Source organism: Scandinavium sp., from assembly GCF_032012665.1.
In the GTDB taxonomy this organism is placed as follows: domain Bacteria; phylum Pseudomonadota; class Gammaproteobacteria; order Enterobacterales; family Enterobacteriaceae; genus Scandinavium.
This window is the reverse complement of sequence record NZ_DALZVG010000016.1, coordinates 1-22,956: the sequence shown is the minus strand read 5'-3', so window position 1 is coordinate 22,956 and position 22,956 is coordinate 1. Positions and strand designations below refer to the sequence as shown.

Here is a 22,956-nt window from a genome sequence, read left to right as displayed (position 1 = left end):
CGCCATGAAAAAAATCGCCATCATCGGCACCGGCCCGACCGGGATATACACTTTCTTTTCGCTCTATAAGCACAACACACCCGTCGCCATCTCGCTGTATGAGCGCGCGGAGGAAGCCGGCGTCGGCATGCCGTATGCCGACGAGGACAATTCACGCCTGATGCTGGCGAACATTGCCAGCATTGAAATTCCACCGCTCTTTATGACCTACCTGGAGTGGTTAAAAACGCTGCCTCAGGAACGCCTGGCACATTTTGGCGTTGAGGCGTCCACGCTGCACGATCGCCAGTTCCTGCCGCGCATTCTGCTGGGCGACTACTTTCGCGCGCAGTTCCTCATCCTGGAGGAAAAAGCGAGACAGCGTGGCTACCAGGTTGAGGTCCATGAATCCTGCGAAGTGAGCGATCTGCACGCAACGGAGCAAGGCGTCCGGTTATGGATAAATAACGTTGCTGAACCTGACGTGTTCGACCTTGCCGTCATCGCCACCGGGCACGTCTGGCCGGATGACGAAGAGGCGACCCGTTCATTTTTCCCAAGTCCGTGGTCGGGGCTGCTGGAGGCGCGTATTCCTGCGGGTTGCGTCGGCATTATGGGGCTTTCGCTGAGCGCCATTGATGCTGCTATGGCCGTCGTGGCACAGCACGGTGCATTCGATGAAACGGATGAGCACGCTGTCACTTTTAATCTCAACAGAAACAGTACTGCACTGAACCTGACGCTGATGTCGCGATCCGGTATTTTGCCTGAGGCAGATTTTTACTGCCCTCTCCCTTACGAACCGCTGAAAGTGGTAACGGAACAGGCCGTAGCACGGGAAATTGCCGCCGGAAGTCAGGGTTTGCTGGACCGTATTTTTGCGCTGATGGCAAAAGAGATTACGCTTGCCGACCCGCAGTGGAGCGACCACATCACGTTATCTGAACTGAATGCCGACACCTTTGCCAGCGCCTGGTTTGCCGACAGGCAGCAGCACAACCCCTTTGACTGGGCGGAGGAGAACCTGCGGGAAGTCGAGCGTAACAAGCAAGAGCGGCATACGGTGCCGTGGCGTTATGCCATCCTTCGCCTGCATGAAGCGGTTGAAGATGCCGTGGCGCATTTTGATGAGCGCGACCGACAGCGCTTCAATGCAGGCCTGGCGCGGGTGTTCATCGACAACTATACCGCAATCCCTTCAGAATCCATCCGCCGCCTTCTTGCGCTGCGGGAAGCAGGGATCCTGACGATTCAGACGCTTGGGGAAAACTATTCGCTGGAGAAAAGGGAAGACAGGACGCGCATTCGCGGACAGAACGGCGAACTGATGTTCGACACCTTCATTGACGCTCGTGGACAGAAGCCACTGAAAATAAAAGATTTACCCTTCCCTCATCTTCGCGAACAGCTGGCCGCCACCGGAGATGATTTTCCGAATGTGGCGGAGGATTACACCCTGCCGGAACCCGAAGCGCTGCGCGGGCGGATCGCGTTTGGCGCACTGCCTTATCTCATGCACGATAAACCCTTCATTCAGGGCATTGTCGTTTGTGCAGAGATAGGCGAACGTATTGCTGAAACGGTGACGCAACCGACGAGCCGTCTGCGCCGACGTCTGCCGTTTATTGAGCGCTGACCCTGTGTCATACTCGGCATGACCAAATTGCATAGCTGGAGCCCGCATGTCCCGTAGCCAGTTGCCGCTAAACGCTATCGAAACTTTTCTGGTGACCGCCCGGCACCTGAACCTGACGCACGCGGCGAAAGAGCTGTGCCTGACCCAGGGCGCGGTGAGCCGCAAGATTGCCACGCTGGAAGCCTGGTTCGGGTTTCCGCTGTTTGAGCGTCTGGCACGCGGCCTGCGCCTGTCGCCTCAGGGCAGCGCGCTCTATCCGGAGCTTATGACGTCGTTTAACCAGATGGTGCTGGTCGCCGAACAGGCGCGCCAGCAGCAGAGCGTGGTCAGGCTTAAAGCCCCAACCTGCGCAATGCGCTGGCTTGTGCCGCGGCTGGTTGAGATTGAACAGCGCTTTCCGGAGATGCAGATTGCGCTGACCACCACCACCGAGCATTCGGTCAACTTCAGGACCGAGCCGTTCGATGCCGCCATTGTCTTTGGCACGCATATGAACGCGGGTGATCTGCTGTTTGAGGAGTCGCTGACGCCGGTCGTCAGCCACCGCCTGGCGGAAAACAGTCAGTTTTCAGGCATGACGTTTTTACACCCCACGCGCGATAAAACCGACTGGTCGCTGTGGCTGGCAAAATTGCCTGAACCGCTGCCTTCTGCCATGCAAAAGAATCAACACTTCGACACTATGGATTTGGCTATCACCGCCGCCGTGCAGGGCTTTGGCGTAGCGATTGCTGACGAAACGCTCGTCCAGGAAGATTTACTCAGCGGCAGGCTGGTGCGCCCCTACGCGATGAGTGTGAAAACCGGGGCCAGCTATCGCCTGGTGCTGCGCGAGAGTTCTGCGAAAGCCAGCGGGCTGACGCAGTTTCGCGACGGCCTGCTCAATCCAGCGTCACGTGATGACGCATCACTCGCCGAAACAGCACCATCCGCGCGCGCATAAAGCGGTTTTCCATTTTGAAACCGGCATATTTATTCAGTCCAATGCGTAACAACCTGTCGCGGCCTTTGACCGACGCAGGCCAGCGAACCGGGCCGGGCAGCGTGTCGTTTGCTGTGCTCGCATCACGGGCGAAACTCACCCAGTAATCCGCCACCCGCTTCGCAAACGCAAGGTCGTGTTCGTTTACGTACTGCCGGGCAGGCTCGGCGAGCGTCAGCGTATCAAACACATAAGGCACTTCGTTACCGTGCCAGGCGCCGTTTTTGTAGGTGTCATGCTCAGCCTGCGCCACATAGTCAAACCAATAGCGCCAGCACGGCTGGCCGATGCGCTGCTGCGCCTGCATCACCACAAATCCCAGCGTGGTGAAAGCCATATCCCGGCATACCTGGCGACCCAGCTCCTCGTCTCCTTTTACGCCGGGATAAAGCAGCTTAATCAGGCCCAGCCCCAGCCGACGCTCGCGGCGAAGCTTCTGAATTTGCTCCGCCAGATCGACGCCAAACACCGCCATGACGCTCGCTTCATCGCTATTAGAACCAATCACCACTGGCATGGGATGCTGGCGTGCAGTAAAGAAGGTTTCCAGCATCGGCTCAGGTAAAACGGCATCGCCGCAGACGGGAACCGGACCGGGCTTCAGCGCGCCTTCCAGCGGCCAGAGGGCTTCGGCAGGAATCTCACGCAGCTGTTCAGCCGTCGTGTTTTGCAGACCGAAATGGGCGGCAACGGCTTCGCCCTGCGCCAGCGCTTTGTCGACCGGCGTATCGGGCAACGTATAACCGCTTTGGACTATAGCCTTGTGAAACAAATGCTTAGATTTTGGTGATGCCAGTAAGGAGAGCACGCTGCGCGCACCGGCAGACTCGCCAAACAGCGTGACGTTGTCACGTTCGCCACCAAACGCTTCAATGTTTTCCTGCACCCATTTCAGCGCGGCAATCTGATCGAGCAGCGAGAAGTTACAGATGCGTTCGCCCTCTTCACCGTCCAGCGCCGGGTGCGCAAAGCAGCCGAGATGCCCGAGACGATAGTTAACCGTCACCAGTACTACACCACGCTGCGCCAGCCGTTTTCCATCATAGGGCGGCAGACTGCCTGCTCCAATCGTAAAACCCCCACCGTGCAGCCAGACCATCACCGGTAAGGGAGTAGTGCGTTCGGCAGGCGTCCAGACGTTGAGATAGAGACAATCTTCGGAGAAACGCCCCGGATCGCCACCGCCGAGTTCGCGGCAGTAGTCGATATTTTGCCAGCTGGCCGGAGAGAAGGTTTGTGCATCACGCACGCCTTCCCATGGCGTAACGGGCTGCGGCGAACGCCAGCGCAAAGCGCCGACTGGTGGAGCCGCGAACGGAATGCCGCGATAGCAATGGGTGTTATCGTCGGTAAAACCCAGCAGGGAACCCTGCCGGGTATGAGCCAGCGGTGTAGCAGGATGATGCATTGTTTTCTTCCTTTTACGCGCATTCATCCCAGTTTATGCGGGTTAGCGCCCCGTTAGCAACGCCGCCAAAGGCTGATTTACAGCAACCCGCAGCGGCGTTTACTGCGGTCTTCGGCTTCCTGGTACAGCTCAAACTCGTCCAGCACCGGGCAGCCTAGCGCTTCTTCGAAGGCTGCCTGACTGGCATTGCCGCGGCTGCGGGCCTGAGTTTCATTGCCGAGGTTTGACTGGAAGATCCCCGCAGCGCTCACCGGCAAAAAGTCTTCATAGGTGATGGGCTGCGCCACCAGCCAGCCTCGCTCGATAAGCGGCTGCGGGTCGTCACCCGGACGGAATGCCTGACGATGCGCTTCACCCGCAGGCGTCAGGCGATAGCGGAAGTACGCCAGCGCCTGACGCCTGAGGAACATTTCACTGTCGGGGAAGGATTTGAACATCTCCGAAAGATGCTGCTGATGGCTGAGGTTGTCTTTGCCGGTGCCCGCTTCCGCCAGCAACGCGTCATACAGCGCCCGTCCTTTCGGGGTTAACGCTACGCCGCGCTGTTCGATTTCGCCGAAACGCGCGGTGTGCGTTCCGCGATGTTCTCCGGCAAACAAAACGGGTTCTTCAAGGGCTTTGAAGCTGGTCTGACGCAGCAGAATCGGCACTTCCCGGCGCGGTGGGCCTTCAATCAGAATCTTCGGTTCGATGCCGTACTCCGGCATCAGCTGCTGAACGCGATCGATGTCCAGCGTGCGCGGCGTCAGATGGTTGATGTGGCAGCCGGGGAAGCATACAACGTCGGCAATCAGCCTGTGTTCGTTGTGCAGCGCCAGATAAGTTTCCTGATCCACCGTGGCATGACTGTGCCAACGGAAGGTTTCCAGCGCTTCCTTCACAAACTCTTTGGCTTCTGCTTCGGTCAGATCGCCCTGCACTTCATGCTGCGCGATCAAATCCAGGCAGCGCGAAGTGAAAATCTGTCGTTTCGCCAGAATCTCAGCGGCCTTGTTGCGCAGCTCAACGTTTTCGATCAGCTCCAGACGAAGCAATGAGGTAAAGACGCGGAATGGATTGCGGGCCAGCGCAGCATCCTCCACCGGACGAAACGCGGTGGAATGCACCGGCACGCCCGCCTGCGAGAGATCGTAATAGCTGACGGGATACATCCCCATCACGGCAAACATGCGGCGCAGTGTTGCCAGTTCCTCGGCTGACCCTACTCGGATCGCGCCGTGGCGCTCAACGTTCAGACGCGCCAGTTCATCGGCGTTCGCCAGTTGTTCATGTAGCTGAGGATGGTTCTCAAGCACTGCCAGGTTCACATCCGCCACCAGTTCCAGCAGCGTGCCGTACTGTGGAACTTCCTGCTGGTACATCGCTGACATAGCCTGCGAAAAGTTTTCCCGAATCTCATCAGCCGTGATGGTGTTCGCCATGATGTCATGTCTCCAGTGAATATTACCTGGAGTGTACATAAGCCTTTTCCGCCCGGTAGGAAGAATTTCTGAATTGTGATCGCGGATAACCTCTGTCGGCCAGCGCAAACCACGTGGCAATGAAGTCGTCTGTCGCGTTACCATCCACCTTCAGGGCGAAGCGAAAACGGTATTCTCCGATCTCTGATGCGCTTTTAGTCCAATGCCCTTATGCCGTGGGTCGTCTTTTCTGCTGTTTCCATAACTCACCGTCACCCTGCCCGGACAAATGTTAATGATATTTTGCTAGCAAGTTATCAAATTTAAACAAGTTGTCTTGATTGCGATCTCTGACTCTCTTTAACATCCGGTTATGGAAAAAAACGGTCTCTTCAGTCAGCGCATTCGCTTGCGCCATTTGCATACCTTCGTCGCCGTCGCTCAACAGGGAACGCTGGGGCGCGCGGCAGAAACCCTCAACCTTAGCCAGCCTGCGCTCTCTAAAACTCTCAACGAGCTGGAGCAGCTGACCGGCACGCGCCTGTTCGATCGCGGGCGTTTAGGTGCGCAGCTGACGCTGGTCGGCGAACAGTTTCTGACCCACGCGGTAAAAGTGCTCGATGCGTTGAACACCGCCGGGCAGGCCTTAAGCCGCAAAGAAGGCCTCAGCGGTGACGTAGTGCGGGTTGGTGCGTTGCCAACCGCCGCGCTCGGCATTCTTCCCGCAGTGATAGGCCCGTTCCATCAGCAGCAAAAAGACATCACGCTCCAGGTTGCCACCATGAATAACACCATGCTGCTGGCGGGGCTGAAATCAGGTGAGATTGATCTGGGGATTGGGCGCATGTCCGACCCGGAGCTGATGAGCGGCCTCAACTACGAACTGCTGTTCCTCGAGTCGCTCAAGCTGGTTGTCCGTCCGAACCACCCTCTTTTGCAGGAAACCGTCACGCTCAGCAAAGTGATGGAGTGGCCGGTGGTGGTATCGCCGAAAGGCACCGTTCCACGACAGAACGCCGAAGCTTTGGTGCTGAGCCAGGGCTGTAAAATTCCTTCAGGCTGTATTGAAACGCTGTCGGCTTCGCTGTCGCGCCAGCTGACGGTGGATTTTGACTACGTGTGGTTTGTGCCATCGGGCGCGGTGAAAGATGATTTACGCCGCGGCACGCTGGCGGCGCTGCCGGTGCCGAATCAGGGTGTGGGCGAACCTATCGGGATTTTAACCCGGGTGGATTCACCGCTGTCGAGCGGTGCCCAAACCCTGCTGAGCGCGATTCGTAAGTCGATGCCGGGCAGCTAATTCCGTTTGCCGGGCTGCGGCCAGCGCCTGACCCGGCCTGCAAATGCATATTGTGGTAGCAGGTCGGGCAAGCGCAACACCGCCCAACCTTGCTGTTACTTCTTACGCGGCATCATGCGCAGCAACGTATTGTCCTTCCAGAAATAGTGATGCATCAATGATGCCAGCGCGTGCAGACCAATCACGTAATAGCCAAAATTCGCCAGCCACACGTGGTATTCCTTGAGATTATCCGCCAGATCAAAATTGGCCTCCGCTGCGTGCGGCATGGTGATGCCAAACGCAATCCATGGGTTGCCTCGGTTGTACATCATCACCAGACCGATAATCGGCAAAATAATGAACAGCAGATAAATCACCAGATGCCCCAGATGCGCCATTCCGGTCATCCACGGTTTTGGCTTAGGCACAATCGGTGGCGATTTGTGCTTCAGCCGCACCAGCAGGCGCGCCACCATCAGCACCAGAATCGAGATGCCGCAGGAGACGTGCACCATATTAAAGTACGGACGGTAAGTCCGTGGAAAGAAGCCCCTCAGCTCCATGGCGCAATACGCGCCGATGACCAGCAAAAAAACCAGCCAGTGAATGCCTATTTGCAGACCAGAATATTTATCCCGCATCGTTATTGATTTCCGGAAAGAAGATGAAAGCGCTACCATAGCGGCCTTGCCTGAAAAATTCATTAACTTTTCTGTATCTATTTTCATACTGTTAACGCCCATTTGCGGTTGTTCAGTTGCCCTGGCAGAGCAACTGGTCTAAGCCTGGAGGAGTTTATTGACGATTAAGACAACCCCGACAGGAGAAGATGAATGAGTAAGATTGGCATTAACGGTTTTGGACGTATCGGACGCCTGGTACTTCGCCGCCTGCTGGAAGTCAAAAGTACGCAGGAAGTGGTGGCGATTAACGATTTAACGTCGCCCAGGGTGCTGGCGTACCTGCTGAAGCATGACTCCAACTACGGCCCTTTTCCGTGGAGCGTGGACCATACGGAGGATGCGCTAATCGTCGACGGCAAAAAAATCGCAGTTTATGCGCAGAAGGATGCCAGCCAGATCCCGTGGAAAACGGCAGGCGTGGAGTACGTGATTGAATGCACCGGGTTCTACACCGCCACGGACAAAGCCAAAGCGCATCTCGATGCAGGTGCAAAAAAAGTGCTGATTTCCGCCCCCGCAGGCGACATGAAAACCATCGTTTTTAACGTCAACGACGATACCCTCGATGCAAACGACACCATAATTTCGGTGGCATCCTGCACCACCAACTGCCTCGCCCCAATGGCAAAAGCGCTGCACGACGCGTTTGAAATCAAAGTCGGCACCATGACCACCATTCATGCGTATACCGGCACCCAGGCGCTGGTGGACGGGCCAAGAGGAAAAGATTTACGCGCCTCCCGCGCGGCGGCTGAAAACATTATTCCGCACACCACCGGCGCGGCGAAGGCGATTGGTCTGGTGATCCCCGCCCTGAGCGGCAAGCTGAAAGGCCATGCGCAGCGCGTGCCGGTGAAAACAGGATCGGTAACGGAGCTGGTCTCCATTCTGGGTAAAAAAGTCACGGCGGATGAGGTCAATGCGGCACTGAAAAAGGCCGCCGAAGGCAATGAATCGTTTGGCTATACCGAAGAGGAAATTGTCTCAGGCGACGTGATCGGCAGTCATTTTGGTTCAGTGTACGATGCCACTCAGACTGAAATCACCGAAGTCGGCGATTTGCAGCTGGTGAAAACCGTATCGTGGTATGACAACGAATACGGTTTTGTGACTCAGCTGATTCGCGTGCTGGAAAAATTCGTCAAGCTGTAAGCAGGCAGGAATAAAGCGAAAAGGCATAAGGCTGTCCTTATGCCTTTCTTATTTCAGGGCAGGTTAAGCGCTTTTTCCGCTTTATTTCCGTTCTGGATCACCCTTTTCCCGAACGCGATACCGCGCATTTCAATAACCCGATGTAATACGGTGGCGAAGAGATACACGACCGGGAAACATAATCCGATGGTAATCAGATAGCGCACCCCGCTGCCGTGCGTTGCCAGGTGTGCATATTTGAGCAGCAGGCCAATCACTGGCATCACCACCAGCAGGTGCAGCAGATAAACCGAATATGAGACGTCGCCAAGCCAGGTGAAAAAGCGATGGCACAGCACGGCGCGTAACACGCTGAACAGGCGTTGCATCAGATTTTGCTGCTGCCACGGCCACAACACGCCCGTCATGCCCAGAATCATCAGCGCCTCAATAAAGACCTGCATGCTGTCCATACGGATATTCATCATGGCGCTGACCACCGGAGCCAGCAGGGCAAGCGCAATAAACAAAATGCGGCGCTGCCTGACCGCCTCTGCCACCAGCATGCCCGCAATGAAAATATGCAGCTTAATCAGGATCATCGACGGCATCGGGAACGCGGTATACAGATCGGGCAACAGATAACGCCCGGCAAGCACAAAAATCATCAGGGTGACCATCGCCAGGGCAAAGCCCAAACGGAGCGTCAACAGCATGATGAACGGGAACAGGACGTAATACTGCATCTCAAGCCCGATGCTCCAGTCCGGCAGCGCGGTGTTGTAGGCATATTGCGGCAGATCGCCAAACGTAAAGGTCAGGTGCGCCAGCACGTTGAAGAAGGAGATGTCGCTGTAGCGCGACGTTTCGGTGGCCGTCGAGGGAAAGGCGCCCGCAATAATTTCACGCATATCGCCAAGATAATGCCCGGCCAGCAGCGCAACAAACAGCAGCACATAATAGAGCGGCGCAATACGGAAATAGCGCCGCAGCCAGAAGGTTTTGATGGTCTGCCATTGCCCCCACGGTTCTTTCGTCTGACGCTCAATATAATTTTTGGTCATCAGATAGCCGGACAGCAAAATAAACAGATCGACGCCCAGCTTGGGCACCGCAATAATCGGTATCTTGCAGTTCACCAGTAGCGCAATATGCCCGAGAAATACCCACAGCGACGCCGCGCCGCGCAGACCTTCAAGCTCCGGGGACCAGTTTTTAGTCGTTGCCATAATCACCTCGTTAAAAAAGCATCATAGCAACATGTCCGTGACAGAATGTCAGAAAGCCAGGCCTGATAGCGACTTTCAGATAAAGGCCACAACGCCCGCTCTCATGCGGGTTTTGTTGGCGTATAGCGTAAGATCCCGGCCACCCCGCCACCGCCATCAGAAGGATGATGAACCCCATCGGCTACGGTTACTTCGCTGAAATCAAACGGCGACACATTCTCAATGCAGGCAACGTTCACCCCATACTGGTCAGGGTTGGATCGACGCTGATGGAAGGTATAAATCCCGCAGACCGAACAAAAATAGTGGGCGGCAGTGCGGGTATTGAAGCGGTATTCGGCCAGCTTTTCTTTGCCGTGGGTAATGTGGATCCCGGAGAGAGGCGCGGAGACCACTACCGCCCCGCGCATCCGACAGAAAGAGCAATTGCAGCGGCGGATCGTGTTAAATCCGTCCGCCAGCTCAACCGTAAACTTCACCGCGCCACAGTGGCATTGGGCATTCACTTTTTCAGTCATGGGCGTACCTCGTCATGGAGAGAGTCGCCCTAAGTTGTAGCACAGCGTAGCCCTTTTTGTCGGGTGGCGGCGATGCCTTACCCGACCTGCCCAGAAAATGACATTTATGCCAGTCTCACAGGCCGGGTAAGCGTCAGCGCCACCCGGCGCTCTTAAAAATTACGACTGCAAATAAACCACCTGCGTCTGCAAATACTCCTCCAGCCCGTGGCGACCATCGGCGCCGCCGATGCCGGATTTGCGCCAGCCCGCATGAAAGCCCTGCATCGCCTCAAAGTTCTCGCGGTTGATATAGGTTTCACCGAACTTCAGCCCTTTGATGGCCTTCATCGCTTTATTCAAATCCTGGGTGTAGACCGAAGAGGTGAGGCCATATTCGCTGTCGTTCGCCATCTTCAGGGCCTCTTCAAGCGTATCGAACGCCACCACCGGCAGCACCGGGCCGAACGTTTCCTCATGCATGATGCTCATCTCCTGGCGCACGTTCAGCAGCAGCGTTGGCGGGTAGAAATAGCCTTTGCCCTCCGGCGTTTTGCCGCCAATGGCGACTCTGGCGCCCTGCTCAACCGCTTTCGCCACTTTCTGCTCTACGCGCTCAAGCGCAGCGGCGTTGATAAGCGGGCCCATCGCAATATCGGTACGCTGCGCCGGGTCACCGAACTGTACCGCTTTCATCGCCTCACCCAGACGATTGACGAAGCGATCGTAAATGCCCTTCTGGACATAAACACGCTCGGCGCAGTTGCATACCTGCCCGGTGTTGATCACGCGGGAATCCACAATGGCTTTCACCGCCAGCTCAAGATCGGCATCGTCGAGCACGATCGCCGGGGCTTTTCCGCCCAGTTCCAGGCACACTTTGGTGATATTTTTTGCCGCCGCCGCCATGATTTTTTCGCCCGCGCCGACGCTGCCCGTCATGCTGACCATCGCGACTTTCGGGTTCCCCGCCAGCTCCTGCCCAACCGTTTCACCGCGGCCCAGCACCAGGTTGAATACACCTTTTGGCAGACCAATCTCATGTACAATTTGCGCAAAGGCGATGGCATTGTTCGGCGTAAATTCGCTTGGCTTAATGACGATGGTGTTACCGGTAATCAGCGCCGGAGCAAGCTTGCGGGCAATCAGGAAGAACGGGAAGTTCCACGGCAGAATGCCGGTGGTGACGCCCAGCGCCCGCTTGAAGACAAAAATATTCTCCCCCGGACGGTCGCTTTGCAAAATTTCGCCTTCGTAGCGGCGCGCCCATTCGGACATGTAGTCGAGATAGTCGGCAGTAAAAGCCACTTCCACTTCTGCCAGCTGCTGAATTTTACCGCCTTCCGCGACGATAAGGGCGCTGATTTCGTCCGCTCGATCGCGAATACCTTGCGCAATTTTCCTCAGCCAGCCCGCACGCTGAATAGCCGGAAGCGCTTCCCACGCGAGTTGCGCGCGTTCAGCCGCCTCAATGGCCTGCTGCGCTTCTTTGGCGGAGCCATCCGGAATACGGGAGATCAGCGCTTCGGTTGAGGGATTAACCACGTCAATCCAGGCGTCGCCTTGCCAGGTCACAAACTGGCCGTCGATATACATAGGGTGTTGAACGGGTGCTGTCATGCGCTGCTCCTGTAAATGCATCGTTTTTAACAAGTGAATTTATTGTTAAATATCCAAATGCAGCGGCGAGGGTCCAACGCTATGATCCTGAATCTGTGAGATATCTCATAAAAGTGGCGGGCTGAACGCGATTCAGCAGCAACATCGCGTTAACAAGAAGTGCCCGTTTGAGCACGGCGGCTCGCAAACGGGCATACGCATAAGACGTTACAGAAGAGAACGGCTGGCTAACGCTTCACGCAGCAGCGCATCGTCGCGCAGGTGCTGCCAGGCGCTCAGCACGCTTTCAGGCAGGTCAACATGTGCGATAAAGCCTTTTCCGCGCGGGCCGTAGCCGTTTTCATCGTCCTGAATACGCGGCAGTTCGCCAAGGATCAGCGACAAATAACGCTCGACGGGCCAGACGTTCTCCGCTTCATCGGTAAAGGTCAGGCCTGTTTCGCCGTTACGCAGCACGGGCAAATAGCCCGGATAGCTGTGCCACTGTGGCGCGCTGGCATCGTCCTGCCAGACATGGGAAAACGTCGCCATAGTGCGACGCTGCATGGTCGGATCCTGCACAACAATAGCGTGGCGACTCCCGATTCCGCATGACTGCATAACGTCGCGCGTAAAACGGGCATTTTCGCCACAGTTAGTCGAACGATCTTCTACAACAATACGCTCACGGGGAATATTCCAGAACCGATGCGCGATATCGGCAAGAATGGCCGCTTCTGCCCGCCCTGTGGTACGCAGCGTGTTGTAGCGCGGATGACGGGCAACGGCGGCATACAGGAACGTGGTTGAGTGACCGATGCCGCCGCTGATAAGCAGGGTCCGGTTCTCTGCGGCCAGGCGACACGCGGCGTCAATCGTCGGGATAACCGCATTGCCTGTGAGCACCACAAGATCCGCCTCAGCGTTTACTGGCGGCGCAGAATAATCGTTTTGCGCCAGCCATTCACCCACGCAGTTAGCGGCCTGCAGAGTTGCATCAGTCAGGTGTGGAAAGGTGGTCAGCATAATACTCCCTTCTTTCGTATGTCAGCGGTCAGGGTAACGTCCTGGCCGGATGATGACAGCAGAGGGCTCCGAAAGCGAGCCTGTTGCTTTGTCTCTGCGCGGTGATTGGCTCTTTTTATTCAGGGTGTTTTTGTGACAGTATTAACCGATTCACTTGAGTAATGTTTTGTAACAGGACTACAATCATTAGCACACTAACGATTAACGGTTTGAATGTATTTTCCGCAAGGTCTGAGGGATAAGATGCGCCTGCCGAAACGCGACCCGTACGCGCCACACGACTGGGCACCCCATGAGAAGCCCGCCCTGCTCGGTTCCCCTTCCACGCCGGAACACCCCATCCCCAAACGTATCGCGTACGGGATTGTCGGTCTGTTGGTTTGCCTGACCGGTGCGTTGGGCAACGCCGTTGTGACGGCTAACCTGCAAAATTTGCAAGGTACGTTTGCCGCCTGGTCAACGGAAATCGCCTGGCTTCCTGCGGTTTACGTGATGACCAACGTCTCCATCAACCTGCTGCTGGTGAAGTTTCGCCAGCAGTTCGGGCTGCGCGCCTTTACCGAAGGGTTTCTGGTGCTGTACGTGCTGGTCACCTTCTTCCACCTTTTCGTCAACGATTTGAGCAGCGCCCTGATGGTGCGTGCGGCACACGGCATGGTCGCCGCGGCGCTCAGTTCGCTGGGGATTTACTACCAGATTCAGGCCTGGCCTGCGCGTCACCGCCTTAAGGGGCTGACCATCGGCATCACCGGTTCATCGCTGGCGATCCCCCTTGCCCGCCTGTTTTCTACCGAACTGTTGCAGCTCGACGAGTGGCGCGGCCTCTATTTCTTTGAGCTGGGGCTGGCGCTGATTTGTCTTGCCTGCGTTATCGCCCTGAAGCTGCCGCCGAGCGATCGCAAAAAAGTGTTCGAAAAGAAAGATTTTGTGACGTTTTTCCTGCTCGCTCCCGGCATGGCGTTGCTGTGCGCGGTGCTCTCTCTGGGGCGTCTTGACTGGTGGTTTGAGGCGCCGTGGATTGGCTGGTCGCTCGCCCTCGCCACAGTGCTTATCATCAGCGCCATCGTCTTTGAACATAACCGCAGCAACCCGCTCCTCAACACCCGCTGGCTCTCCAGCGGGAGTATTCTGCGCCTGGGGCTGATTATGCTGCTGATCCGCATTGTGTTGGCGGAGCAGAACACCGGCGTTATCGGCTGGCTGCAGTATGTCGGGCTGCAAAACGAGCAGATGATCCCGCTGGCGTGGTCGATTTTTGCCGGGATCGCCTGTGGGATTGTCGCCAGCTGTCTGACCCTCAAGCCGCAGCGGCTGGCGTTGCCGATTGTTATTTCGCTGGCGCTGATGATCGTTGCCTCGCTGATGGACAGCCAGTCCAGCAGCCTTACTCGCCCCGCACAGCTGATGGTCAGTCAGTTTCTGTTGGGCTTCGCCAGCGCGTTCTTCCTCGCCCCTTCCATGCTTGCCGGGATCGGCGGCGTAATTGCCGACCCGCGCAATCTGGTCAGCTTTTCCGTGCTGTTTGGCATGAGCCAGAACATCGGCGGCCTGCTGGGGTCGGCGATCCTCGGCACCTTCCAGACCTGGCGGGAAAAATATCACTCAGCGCTGATAGCAGAACAGCTGACAACGTTGAACCCGCTGGTGACCGAGCGCATCCAGCAATATACGCAGCTTTTTCAGAGCCAGATTGGCGACAGCGCCCTGCTCGGCACTCAGGCGCTGACGCAGCTCCAGACCGTCAGCACGCTGGAGGCCAACATTCTGGCCTACAACGATACTTACCTGCTGACCGCCTGCATTGCGGGCATGACGCTAATCTGGATTGCCTGGCGTCTGTTGCGCCTGCGTATCACCGCACATTTAGCGCTAAAAAAAGCGACGGGAAACAAATAAATATGTCCGCTATACGGGAGTTGTTATGAGTCAGCAGGATGCCGCCAGCGAGCAGGCCCACACGCGCAACAATCTGCGCATCGTTTCTGTGTTTACCGCTGCGGCCATCGGGCTGGTCGGCGTTCTGGTCATTCTTTACGCCTGGCAGCTGCCGCCGTTCACTCGCCACAGCCAGTTTACCGATAACGCCTACGTGCGTGGCATGACCACCTTTATCAGCCCGCAGGTCAATGGCTACATCACCGACGTGAAGGTGAAAGATTTTGACCAGGTAAAGTCAGGCAATGTGCTTATCCAGATTGATGACCGCATTTACCGCCAGCGGGTGCATCAGGCGCAGGCCCAGCTTGCCATGAAAAAAGCCGCGCTGAACAACAACCTGCAGCAGCGAAAAAGCGCCGAAGCGGCCATTGCCCGCAACGCCGCCGCGCTCGAAAACGCCAGAGCGCAAAACCTGAAGTCGCAGGCAGACCTGAAGCGCGTGAAGGAGCTGACCGCTGACGGTTCACTCTCCATACGCGAACGTGATGCAGCACTTGCCAGCGCCGCGCAAGGCAACGCCAATATCGCCCAGGCGAACGCCACGCTTGAGATGTCCCGACAGGATCTACAGTCAACCATCGTCAACCGTGCCTCGCTGGAAGCGGATGTGACCAATGCTGAAGCCTCACTGGAGCTGGCGCAGATCGATCTGCAAAATACCCGCATCATCGCGCCGCGTGACGGCCAACTGGGGCAAATCAGCGTGCGTCTTGGCGCCTACGTCACCGCCGGAACGCATCTCACCACGCTTGTGCCACCGCAGCACTGGGTGATAGCCAACATCAAAGAGACACAGCTTGCAGAGCTGAAGGTTGGCCAGACTGCGACATTCACCGTTGATGCGCTCAATAACGAAAAATTCCACGGCAAGGTCCAGAGCATCTCCCCGGCGACCGGCGTCGAGTTCAGTGCCATTTCTCCGGATAACGCCACCGGCAACTTCGTGAAAATCGCCCAGCGTATTCCGGTGCGCATTACGGTTGATGAGGGGCAGAAAAACGCCGAACGCCTGCGGCCAGGCATGTCGGTGCAGGTGACGATTGATACCCGTGAGGCACAGAAATGAGGCGCTTATCCTCTCTTGCCGCCGCGCTGCTGCTGGCGGGATGTCACTCCGTTGCTGTTCAGAAAGCCGACTCGCACCTGCAAATTCCGGGCGCATGGCGGCAGAGCGTGGGTCCGGCAAGCCCGGCGGAGAGCGTGTGGTGGCGTAATTTTCACGACAGCCAGCTGAATCAGTACGTTGAGCAGGCGTTGCGCTATAACAGCGACGTGCTGATTGCCCGGGAACGCGTGAATGAATATCAGGCTCGCGCTTATGCAACGGAAGGCGCACTGTTCCCTTCCGTCGATGCCGGGCTGAGCGGCACCCGGGCGCGGGCTCAGTCAGCAGCAACGGGCTTACCCATCCACAGCACGCTTTATAAAGGCAGCCTGACCGCAACCTATGATGTGGACCTGTGGGGAGCGAATCGCGCCGCATCACGAGCAGCTGAAGCCTCGCTTGACGCGCAAAAAGCAGCGGCTTCCGCTGCCGAGCTGACCGTCGCTTCAAGCGTAGCGGCAGGTTACGTCACCCTGCTGTCGCTCGACGAACAGCTTAGGGTCACTGAGGACACACTGAAATCTCGCGAAGAAGCTTACCGCCTTGCAAAACGGCAGTACGAAACGGGATATACCTCCCGACTGGAGCTGATGCAGGCCGACTCTGAACTACGCGGGACGCGCGCCCAGGTGCCACAGGTGAAGCACCAGATAGCGCAGCAGGAAAACGCGCTGAGCGCGCTGCTCGGCCAGAATCCGGCAAGGGTGGAACGCCAGACGTTTGCCACGCTCACGCCGCTGGCTGCCCCGTCACAACTGCCGTCCACGCTGCTGAACCGCCGCCCGGATATCGTGCAGGCCGAACGGACGCTGCTGGCCGCTGACGAAACGCTCGCCTCATCAAAGGCACAGCTGTTGCCTTCCCTCAGCCTGACCGCCAGCGGCAGCTATCAGGACGATGCGCTGTCGGGGTTACTCGATAATCCGCTGCGCCTTTGGAGCGTCGGCGGCAGCATTCTCGCCCCGCTGTTGAACCGACAGGCGCTGAATGCACAGGTGGACGTGTCGATGTCCCAGCGCAATCAGGCACTTTACAGCTATGAAAAAACGGTGCGGAGCGCCTTCAGCGAAGTCAACGACAGCCTCGACGCCATCACCCGCTACGGCGAACAGCTGGAAGCCCTGCAAGAGCAGCAACAGGTGGCGGAAGAGACGCTGCGCATCGCGCAAAACCGCTACCGCAACGGCTATTCGTCCTACCTGGACGTGCTCGACGCTCAGCGTACGCTGTTTTCCACGCAGCTGAGCGTAGTGCAGGTGAAAAACAACCTGCTGCTGGCACAAATCGATCTTTACCGGTCGCTGGGAGGCGGCTGGTCTTCTCTGTCAGGGTGACGCTCACTGTGAGGCTCAGAGATGCAAAAATCGTGGTCTGCTGTCGATAACTATTTGATCAACGCGCTCCTGCCTGCCGATCCTGTCCTGGAAAGCGTGCTTGAGAACAACCACAAGGCTGGCCTGCCCGCTATTGACGTGGCAGCCAATCAGGGACAGCTGCTGGCGCTGTTTGTAAGGATGACAGGCGCCAGAAGCATTCTGGAAATTGGCACCCTCGGCGGATACAGCACAATCTGGATGGCCAGAGAGCTTCCCGAGAATGGCAGGCTAACGACGCTTGAATTCAGCCCGCATCACGCCGCCGTCGCCCGCCAGAATCTGCAAAGCGCAGGCGTGGCGCACAAGGTGGAGGTGATTGAAGGGCCGGCGCTGGAATCACTGGCGGCGCTGGATCCGGCAACCACGTTTGATCTGATCTTTATCGACGCCGATAAGCCCAATAACCCACATTATCTGGAATGGGCGCTGCGTTTTTCACGGTCGGGGACGCTGATCGTCGGCGATAACGTGGTGCGCGAAGGCGAAGTCACCCATCCTGCAAGCTCTGATAAAAGCGTTCAGGGCGTGCGGAAATTCATCGAGATGATGGGCAATAATCCGCGCCTGACCTGCACGGCGCTGCAAACCGTGGGCGTAAAAGGCTGGGATGGGTTTACGCTGGCAATTATGGAACGATAATCAGCCGGGTGGCGGCTACGCCTTACCCGGCCTACATTTTCTTCCATAGGCCCGGTAAGCGCAGCACCACCGGGCATGGTTTTTAACCAGAAATCTGCTCCATCGCCTGCAAAATACGCTTGTCGGAAATCGGATACGGCGTGCCGAGCTGCTGCGCAAAATAGCTGACGCGCAGCTCCTCGATCATCCAGCGAATCTCCTTCACGTCGTCGTCATCCCGACGCCCCGGCGGTAGCTTGTTCAGCCACTGCTGCCACACCTGCTGTACGCTTTCCACTTTCAGCATATTTGCGCGATCGCGGTGGGGATCGACAGCCAGTTTTTCCAGTCGTTTCTCAATCGCGTTGAGATAACGTAGCGTATCACCCAGCCGCTTAAAACCGTTACCGGTGACAAACCCACGGTACACCAGCCCCGCCATCTGCGCTTTCACGTCTGAAAGGCCAAGCGCCATGGTCATATCCACGCGCCCTTTAAGCCGCTTGTTGATGTTGAAGACGGCGGTCAGGATCTGCTCCACCTGTTTAGCAATCTCAACCACGGTATCGTTCAGCTCTGCGCGCACTTTCTCGTGCAGCTTCGCGAAGTTCTCTTCCGTCCACACCGGACCGCCCGCCTCGTGAATCAGCTTGTCCACGCCGCAGGAGATGCAGTCATCAATCAAATCCAGCACTTTGCCGTACGGGTTAAAATAGAGACCGAGCTTGGCTTTGTTCGGCAGCTTTTCGTGTAAATATTTGATCGGCGAAGGAATGTTCAGCAGCAACAGGCGGCGTAAACCACGCCACATCGCCTGCTGCTGCTCCAGCGGATTATCAAACAGCTTAATGGCAACGCTGTCACGCTCATCCACCAGCGCCGGCCAGGCCTTCACTTTGTAGTTACCGCGCTTCTGCTCATAGCTTTCGGCAAGCGTACCGAAGCTCCACAGGTGCAAACCACTCTGCTCGATACCGTCGTCCGCTACGGCGGAAAGCGTCTCCTGCACTTTACCTTTAAGCGCGTCTTTCAACGCCGTCAGGTCTCGCCCTTCCTGAAGCTTCTTGTTTTTGTCATCGACGACGCGGAAGGTCATTTTAAGGTGATCGGGCACCTGATCCCAGTGCCAGTCCTCACGGTCGATAGTGACACCGCTCATGCGGCGCAGCTCCCGCTCCATGGCATCCAGCAGCGGCAGTTCCAGCGGCGTAACGCGGCCCAGTAATGCTTCGGCGTAGTTCGGTGCTGGCACAAAGTTGCGGCGCACGGGTTTCGGCAGCGATTTAATAAGCGCAATCAGCAGTTCGCGTCGCAGACCCGGAATCTGCCATTCAAAACCGGCTTCCTCCACCTGATTCAGCAGCGGCAGCGGAATATGCACCGTGACGCCATCGGCATCGGCGCCCGGCTCGAACTGATAGCTCAGGCACAGCTTCAGGTTGCCCTGATGCCAGAAATTCGGGTAGTCGAGCTTGCTGACGCTCTCCGCCCCCTCTTTGATCAGCATGCTCTTTTCAAAGCTGAGCAGATCCGGCGTTTCACGGCTGGCCTTCTTCCACCAGCTGTCGAAATGGCGGGCGGAAATCACTTCATGGCTGATGCGCTGATCGTAAAACTCAAACAACGAATCGTCGTCCACCAGGATGTCGCGGCGGCGGGATTTGTGCTCCAGCTCTTCGATTTCGGTGCGCAGTCTGTTGTTGTCGCGGAAGAACGGGTGACGCGTCTGCCAGTCACCTTCCACCAGCGCATGGCGGATAAACAGCTCACGGCACAGCGCCGGATCAATCTGGCTGTAGTTCACCTTACGTGCCGCCACGACAGGCAGACCGTAGACGGTCACTTTCTCCGTCGCCATCACCGCCCCCTGTGAGCGTTCCCAGTGCGGTTCGCTGTATGAGCGCTTAATCAGGTGCTGCGCCACCGGCTCGACCCATTCCGGATCGATGCGTGCGGCAATGCGCCCCCAAAGGCGGCTGGTTTCCACCAGTTCAGCCACCATCGTCCACTTAGGCGGCTTTTTGAATAAGCCGGAGCCCGGGAAAATGGAGAATCGGGCGTTACGCGCGCCGGTAAATTCCTGCTTATCGGTATCTTTCATGCCGATGTGGGAAAGCAGCCCCGTCAAAAGAGCGATATGAATTTCGCGGTATTCGGCCGGTTCGCTGTTCACCGGGATACCCAGCTCTTTCACCACCTGGCGAAGCTGAGTGTAGATATCCTGCCACTCGCGCACGCGCAGGTAGTTGAGGTAATCCGTGCGGCACAGGCGTCGGAACTGGTTCGACGACAGCGCTTTTTGCTGCTCGCCGAGGTAGTTCCACAGGTTCACAAACGCCAGGAAATCCGACTCTTTGTCGTGGAAGCGGCGATGTTTTTCATCAGAGGCCTGCTGCTTGTCCATCGGACGCTCGCGCGGATCCTGAATCGACAGCGCGGAGGTGATAATCATCGCCTCACGCACACAGCCGTGTTTCTGTGCTTCCAGCACCATGCGTGCCAGGCGCGGATCGACCGGCAGTTGGGCAAGCTGGCGACCCATGGTCGTCAATTTATAAACGGTTTGCTGTTCGTCAGTGGTAATAGCGCCCAGCTCTTCCAGCAGACGCACGCCGTCCTGGATATTGCGCTTATCCGGCGCTTCCACGAACGGGAATGCGCCAATATCGCCGAGCCCCAGCGAAGTCATCTGCAAAATAACCGACGCCAGGTTAGTGCGCAGAATTTCCGGATCGGTAAATTCCGGACGCGACAGGAAATCATCTTCCGAATAGAGTCGAATACAGATCCCTTCGGAGACGCGCCCGCAGCGCCCTTTACGCTGGTTAGCGGAGGCCTGAGAAACTGGCTCAATCGGCAACCGCTGTACCTTGGTGCGATAGCTGTAGCGGCTGATGCGTGCGGTACCCGGGTCGATCACGTATTTAATACCCGGCACGGTGAGCGAGGTTTCGGCGACGTTGGTTGCCAGCACGATCCGCCTTCCACTGTGTGACTGGAACACGCGGTTCTGCTCGCTGTTCGACAGGCGCGCGTAAAGCGGCAGAATCTCGGTATGGCGCAGATCGCGCTTGCTCAGCGCATCAGCGGTATCACGAATCTCTCGCTCGCCGCTCATAAAGATCAGGATATCGCCCGGACTTTCCTGCCCCAGCTCATCCACCGCATCGAAAATGGCCTGCAGCTGATCGCGTTCCGTGTCATCCGCCTCTTCAACTATCGGACGGTAGCGTACTTCCACCGGGAAGGTACGCCCGGAAACCTCAATTATCGGTGCGTTATTGAAATGTTTTGAGAAACGCTCCGGGTCGATGGTTGCCGAGGTAATAATAATCTTCAGATCCGGACGTTTTGGCAGCAGTTCGCGCAGGTAGCCGAGCAGGAAATCAATGTTCAGGCTACGCTCGTGAGCTTCATCGATGATGATGGTGTCGTACTGCATCAGCAGGCGATCCTGCTGGATTTCCGCCAGCAGGATCCCGTCTGTCATCAGCTTAACCATCGTGTTATCGCTGACGTGGTCGCTGAAGCGGACCTTATAGCCAATGCAGCCGCCCGGCTCGGTTTGTAGCTCTTCAGCAATACGGTTAGCAACGGTTCGCGCCGCCAGTCGACGCGGCTGGGTGTGACCAATCAGCCCCTTCAGCCCGCGGCCCAGCTCCATACAGATTTTCGGCAGCTGGGTGGTTTTTCCCGAACCGGTTTCCCCCGCCACAATCACCACCTGGTTATCGCAAATGGCGTTGAAAATATCCTGCTTTTTCTGGCTGACCGGCAGGTTTTCCGGATAGGTAATCAAAGGGCGCGCCGCTTCGCGCAGCAGGACTTTCCCTGCGGCCTGGGCGATCTCCTGCGCCATCTCCTGCAAAATGGCCTGCTGTGATTCAGGATTTTTAACCTTCTTCACGCCATGCAGACGGCGGGCGAAGCGCGTTTTGTCGCGTAGCATCAGGCCGTCGAGTCGTTCATGCAGCTGAGAAAAAGTCAGTTTATGTTGTTCTGTCATAGTCTTATCGGGCAGCGCACTGCCGGGAAAGTGTCTCTGTTTTGATTGTGTCAGATTACCATATCGGGGCTTCGCTTTCCTTCATCAATAAATTTGAACGAAGGCTTCGATATATTGCGCTATCCCTGCGACAGGATTGTGAATAGAGTGTCAACAAGCAACAGGGCACGGGCCCGTCAATCTCATAAAAGGAAACACCCATGAGCAAAGTATTAGTTCTCAAATCCAGTATTCTGGCAGGGTACTCTCAGTCTGGTCAGCTGACCGACTATTTTGTTGATCAGTGGGCTGAAAAACACCCGGCCGATCAGATTACCGTTCGTGACCTGGCTGCACAGCCAATCCCGGTACTGGATGGTGAACTGGTTGGCGCACTGCGTCCGAGCGATGCACCACTGACGCCACGTCAGCAGGAAGCGCTGGCGCTCTCCGATGAGCTGATTGCCGAACTGCAGGCGCATGACGTGATCGTTATTGCCGCACCGATGTACAACTTCAACATCCCGACTCAGCTGAAAAACTATTTCGATCTGGTGGCTCGCGCTGGCGTGACCTTCCGCTATACCGAAAACGGTCCGGAAGGTCTGGTAAAAGGCAAACGTGCGGTAGTAGTTTCCAGCCGTGGCGGTATCCACAAAGACACCCCAACCGACCTGCTGGCACCGTACATGAAGCTGTTCCTGGGCTTCATCGGCATCACCGACGTGAACTTCGTGTTTGCTGAAGGTATCGCTTACGGGCCAGAAGTCGCCACCAAAGCGCAGACCGATGCCAAAACCGCTATCGACAGCCTGGTTGCAGCATAAGATCTCCAGCCTCTCACCGCCCGGTGGGAGGTTTTTTTATCCGCAAAATCCTTCCCTTACGATTCTTTCCGAGCTTGCTCGTAAAATCAGCAGACTTATCTTCCCGGTGATTTAGCACAGCGTAGAATGGCGGCGGGTGCTTGAGGCTTTCTGGTCTCAGGCATGAGGCAGGCAGTGCGTGCAGGAGTCAGAAAGTAAAAGTGGACTGACCCCACGCCCGTAGACAAATTCTGTCCTCACGACGAGGCCTGTTCG

Annotated in this window: 17 protein-coding genes; 9 read left to right on the top strand and 8 right to left on the bottom strand. The window is 56.9% G+C overall.

Annotation, left to right across the window (positions count from 1 at the left end):
* Positions 1 to 4 precede the first annotated feature (4 nt).
* Both RTU33_RS13705 and RTU33_RS13700 read left to right on the top strand, forming a co-directional pair.
* The gene (locus tag RTU33_RS13705; RefSeq protein WP_312628067.1) at positions 5 to 1,615 is read left to right on the top strand and encodes an FAD-NAD(P)-binding protein; all 1,611 of its coding nucleotides are present in this window, start codon (positions 5 to 7) and stop codon (positions 1,613 to 1,615) included.
* 46 nt (positions 1,616 to 1,661) lie between these two features.
* Positions 1,662 to 2,558: a LysR family transcriptional regulator gene (locus tag RTU33_RS13700; RefSeq protein WP_312628065.1), complete on the top strand. Its 897-nt coding sequence runs from the start codon at positions 1,662 to 1,664 to the stop codon at positions 2,556 to 2,558.
* On the opposite strand, the gene RTU33_RS13695 is transcribed toward RTU33_RS13700, so the two are convergent.
* Positions 2,497 to 4,005 (bottom strand): carboxylesterase/lipase family protein, encoded by a 1,509-nt coding sequence (locus RTU33_RS13695; protein WP_312628063.1) that lies wholly within the window; start codon positions 4,003 to 4,005, stop codon positions 2,497 to 2,499. The two genes, RTU33_RS13700 and RTU33_RS13695, sit on opposite strands and share 62 nt — an antisense overlap.
* 77 nt (positions 4,006 to 4,082) lie before the next feature.
* Positions 4,083 to 5,426, bottom strand: a complete 1,344-nt coding sequence (locus RTU33_RS13690; protein ID WP_312628062.1) for a VOC family protein — start codon at positions 5,424 to 5,426, stop codon at positions 4,083 to 4,085.
* A gap of 352 nt (positions 5,427 to 5,778) precedes the next feature.
* On the opposite strand from RTU33_RS13690, the gene RTU33_RS13685 reads away from it, so the two are divergent.
* Positions 5,779 to 6,705, top strand: coding sequence for a LysR substrate-binding domain-containing protein (locus tag RTU33_RS13685; protein WP_312628061.1), 927 nt, complete (start codon positions 5,779 to 5,781; stop codon positions 6,703 to 6,705).
* A 95-nt stretch (positions 6,706 to 6,800) separates the two neighbouring features.
* Here RTU33_RS13685 and cybB read toward each other — a convergent pair whose 3' ends face one another.
* Positions 6,801 to 7,328 carry a cytochrome b561 gene (gene cybB, locus RTU33_RS13680; RefSeq protein ID WP_312628060.1) on the bottom strand — a complete coding sequence of 176 codons (528 nt, stop codon included), beginning with the start codon at positions 7,326 to 7,328 and terminating at the stop codon, positions 6,801 to 6,803.
* A 192-nt stretch (positions 7,329 to 7,520) separates the two neighbouring features.
* On the opposite strand from cybB, the gene gap reads away from it, so the two are divergent.
* Positions 7,521 to 8,522 carry a type I glyceraldehyde-3-phosphate dehydrogenase gene (gap, locus tag RTU33_RS13675; protein ID WP_312628059.1) on the top strand — a complete coding sequence of 334 codons (1,002 nt, stop codon included), beginning with the start codon at positions 7,521 to 7,523 and terminating at the stop codon, positions 8,520 to 8,522.
* Positions 8,523 to 8,575: 53 nt separating this feature from the next.
* Here gap and RTU33_RS13670 read toward each other — a convergent pair whose 3' ends face one another.
* The 4 genes from RTU33_RS13670 to RTU33_RS13655 all read right to left on the bottom strand — a co-directional run bounded on the left by RTU33_RS13670 (position 8,576) and on the right by RTU33_RS13655 (position 12,852).
* Positions 8,576 to 9,730: an acyltransferase gene (locus tag RTU33_RS13670; protein ID WP_312628058.1), complete on the bottom strand. Its 1,155-nt coding sequence runs from the start codon at positions 9,728 to 9,730 to the stop codon at positions 8,576 to 8,578.
* 101 nt (positions 9,731 to 9,831) lie between these two features.
* The gene (locus RTU33_RS13665; protein ID WP_312628057.1) at positions 9,832 to 10,248 is read right to left on the bottom strand and encodes a GFA family protein; all 417 of its coding nucleotides are present in this window, start codon (positions 10,246 to 10,248) and stop codon (positions 9,832 to 9,834) included.
* 159 nt (positions 10,249 to 10,407) lie between these two features.
* Complete coding sequence (aldA, locus tag RTU33_RS13660) at positions 10,408 to 11,847, bottom strand: aldehyde dehydrogenase (RefSeq protein ID WP_312628055.1); 1,440 nt, start codon at positions 11,845 to 11,847, stop codon at positions 10,408 to 10,410.
* Positions 11,848 to 12,054: 207 nt separating this feature from the next.
* A complete protein-coding gene (locus RTU33_RS13655; RefSeq protein ID WP_312628054.1) occupies positions 12,055 to 12,852 on the bottom strand; it encodes a YdcF family protein in 798 nt (265 codons plus the stop codon).
* 243 nt (positions 12,853 to 13,095) lie between these two features.
* Here RTU33_RS13655 and RTU33_RS13650 point away from each other — a divergent pair, with 243 nt between their 5' ends.
* From RTU33_RS13650 to RTU33_RS13635, 4 genes are read left to right on the top strand one after another with little or no spacing between them, the layout of a single operon-like run.
* Positions 13,096 to 14,748 carry an MFS transporter gene (locus tag RTU33_RS13650; RefSeq protein WP_409438249.1) on the top strand — a complete coding sequence of 551 codons (1,653 nt, stop codon included), beginning with the start codon at positions 13,096 to 13,098 and terminating at the stop codon, positions 14,746 to 14,748.
* Between the two features lie 25 nt (positions 14,749 to 14,773).
* The gene (locus RTU33_RS13645) at positions 14,774 to 15,856 is read left to right on the top strand and encodes an HlyD family secretion protein (RefSeq protein ID WP_312628052.1); all 1,083 of its coding nucleotides are present in this window, start codon (positions 14,774 to 14,776) and stop codon (positions 15,854 to 15,856) included.
* Positions 15,853 to 17,229 (top strand): efflux transporter outer membrane subunit, encoded by a 1,377-nt coding sequence (locus RTU33_RS13640; protein WP_312628050.1) that lies wholly within the window; start codon positions 15,853 to 15,855, stop codon positions 17,227 to 17,229. Before RTU33_RS13645 ends, RTU33_RS13640 begins: the two co-directional genes overlap by 4 nt.
* Before the next feature lie 21 nt (positions 17,230 to 17,250).
* Entirely contained in the window at positions 17,251 to 17,910 is a 660-nt protein-coding gene (locus RTU33_RS13635) for an O-methyltransferase (protein ID WP_312628049.1), read from the top strand.
* 82 nt (positions 17,911 to 17,992) lie between these two features.
* On the opposite strand, the gene hrpA is transcribed toward RTU33_RS13635, so the two are convergent.
* Positions 17,993 to 21,895, bottom strand: coding sequence for an ATP-dependent RNA helicase HrpA (gene hrpA, locus RTU33_RS13630; RefSeq protein WP_312628048.1), 3,903 nt, complete (start codon positions 21,893 to 21,895; stop codon positions 17,993 to 17,995).
* Positions 21,896 to 22,095: 200 nt separating this feature from the next.
* On the opposite strand from hrpA, the gene azoR reads away from it, so the two are divergent.
* The gene (gene azoR / locus RTU33_RS13625; RefSeq protein ID WP_312628047.1) at positions 22,096 to 22,701 is read left to right on the top strand and encodes an FMN-dependent NADH-azoreductase; all 606 of its coding nucleotides are present in this window, start codon (positions 22,096 to 22,098) and stop codon (positions 22,699 to 22,701) included.
* Positions 22,702 to 22,956 lie beyond the last annotated feature (255 nt).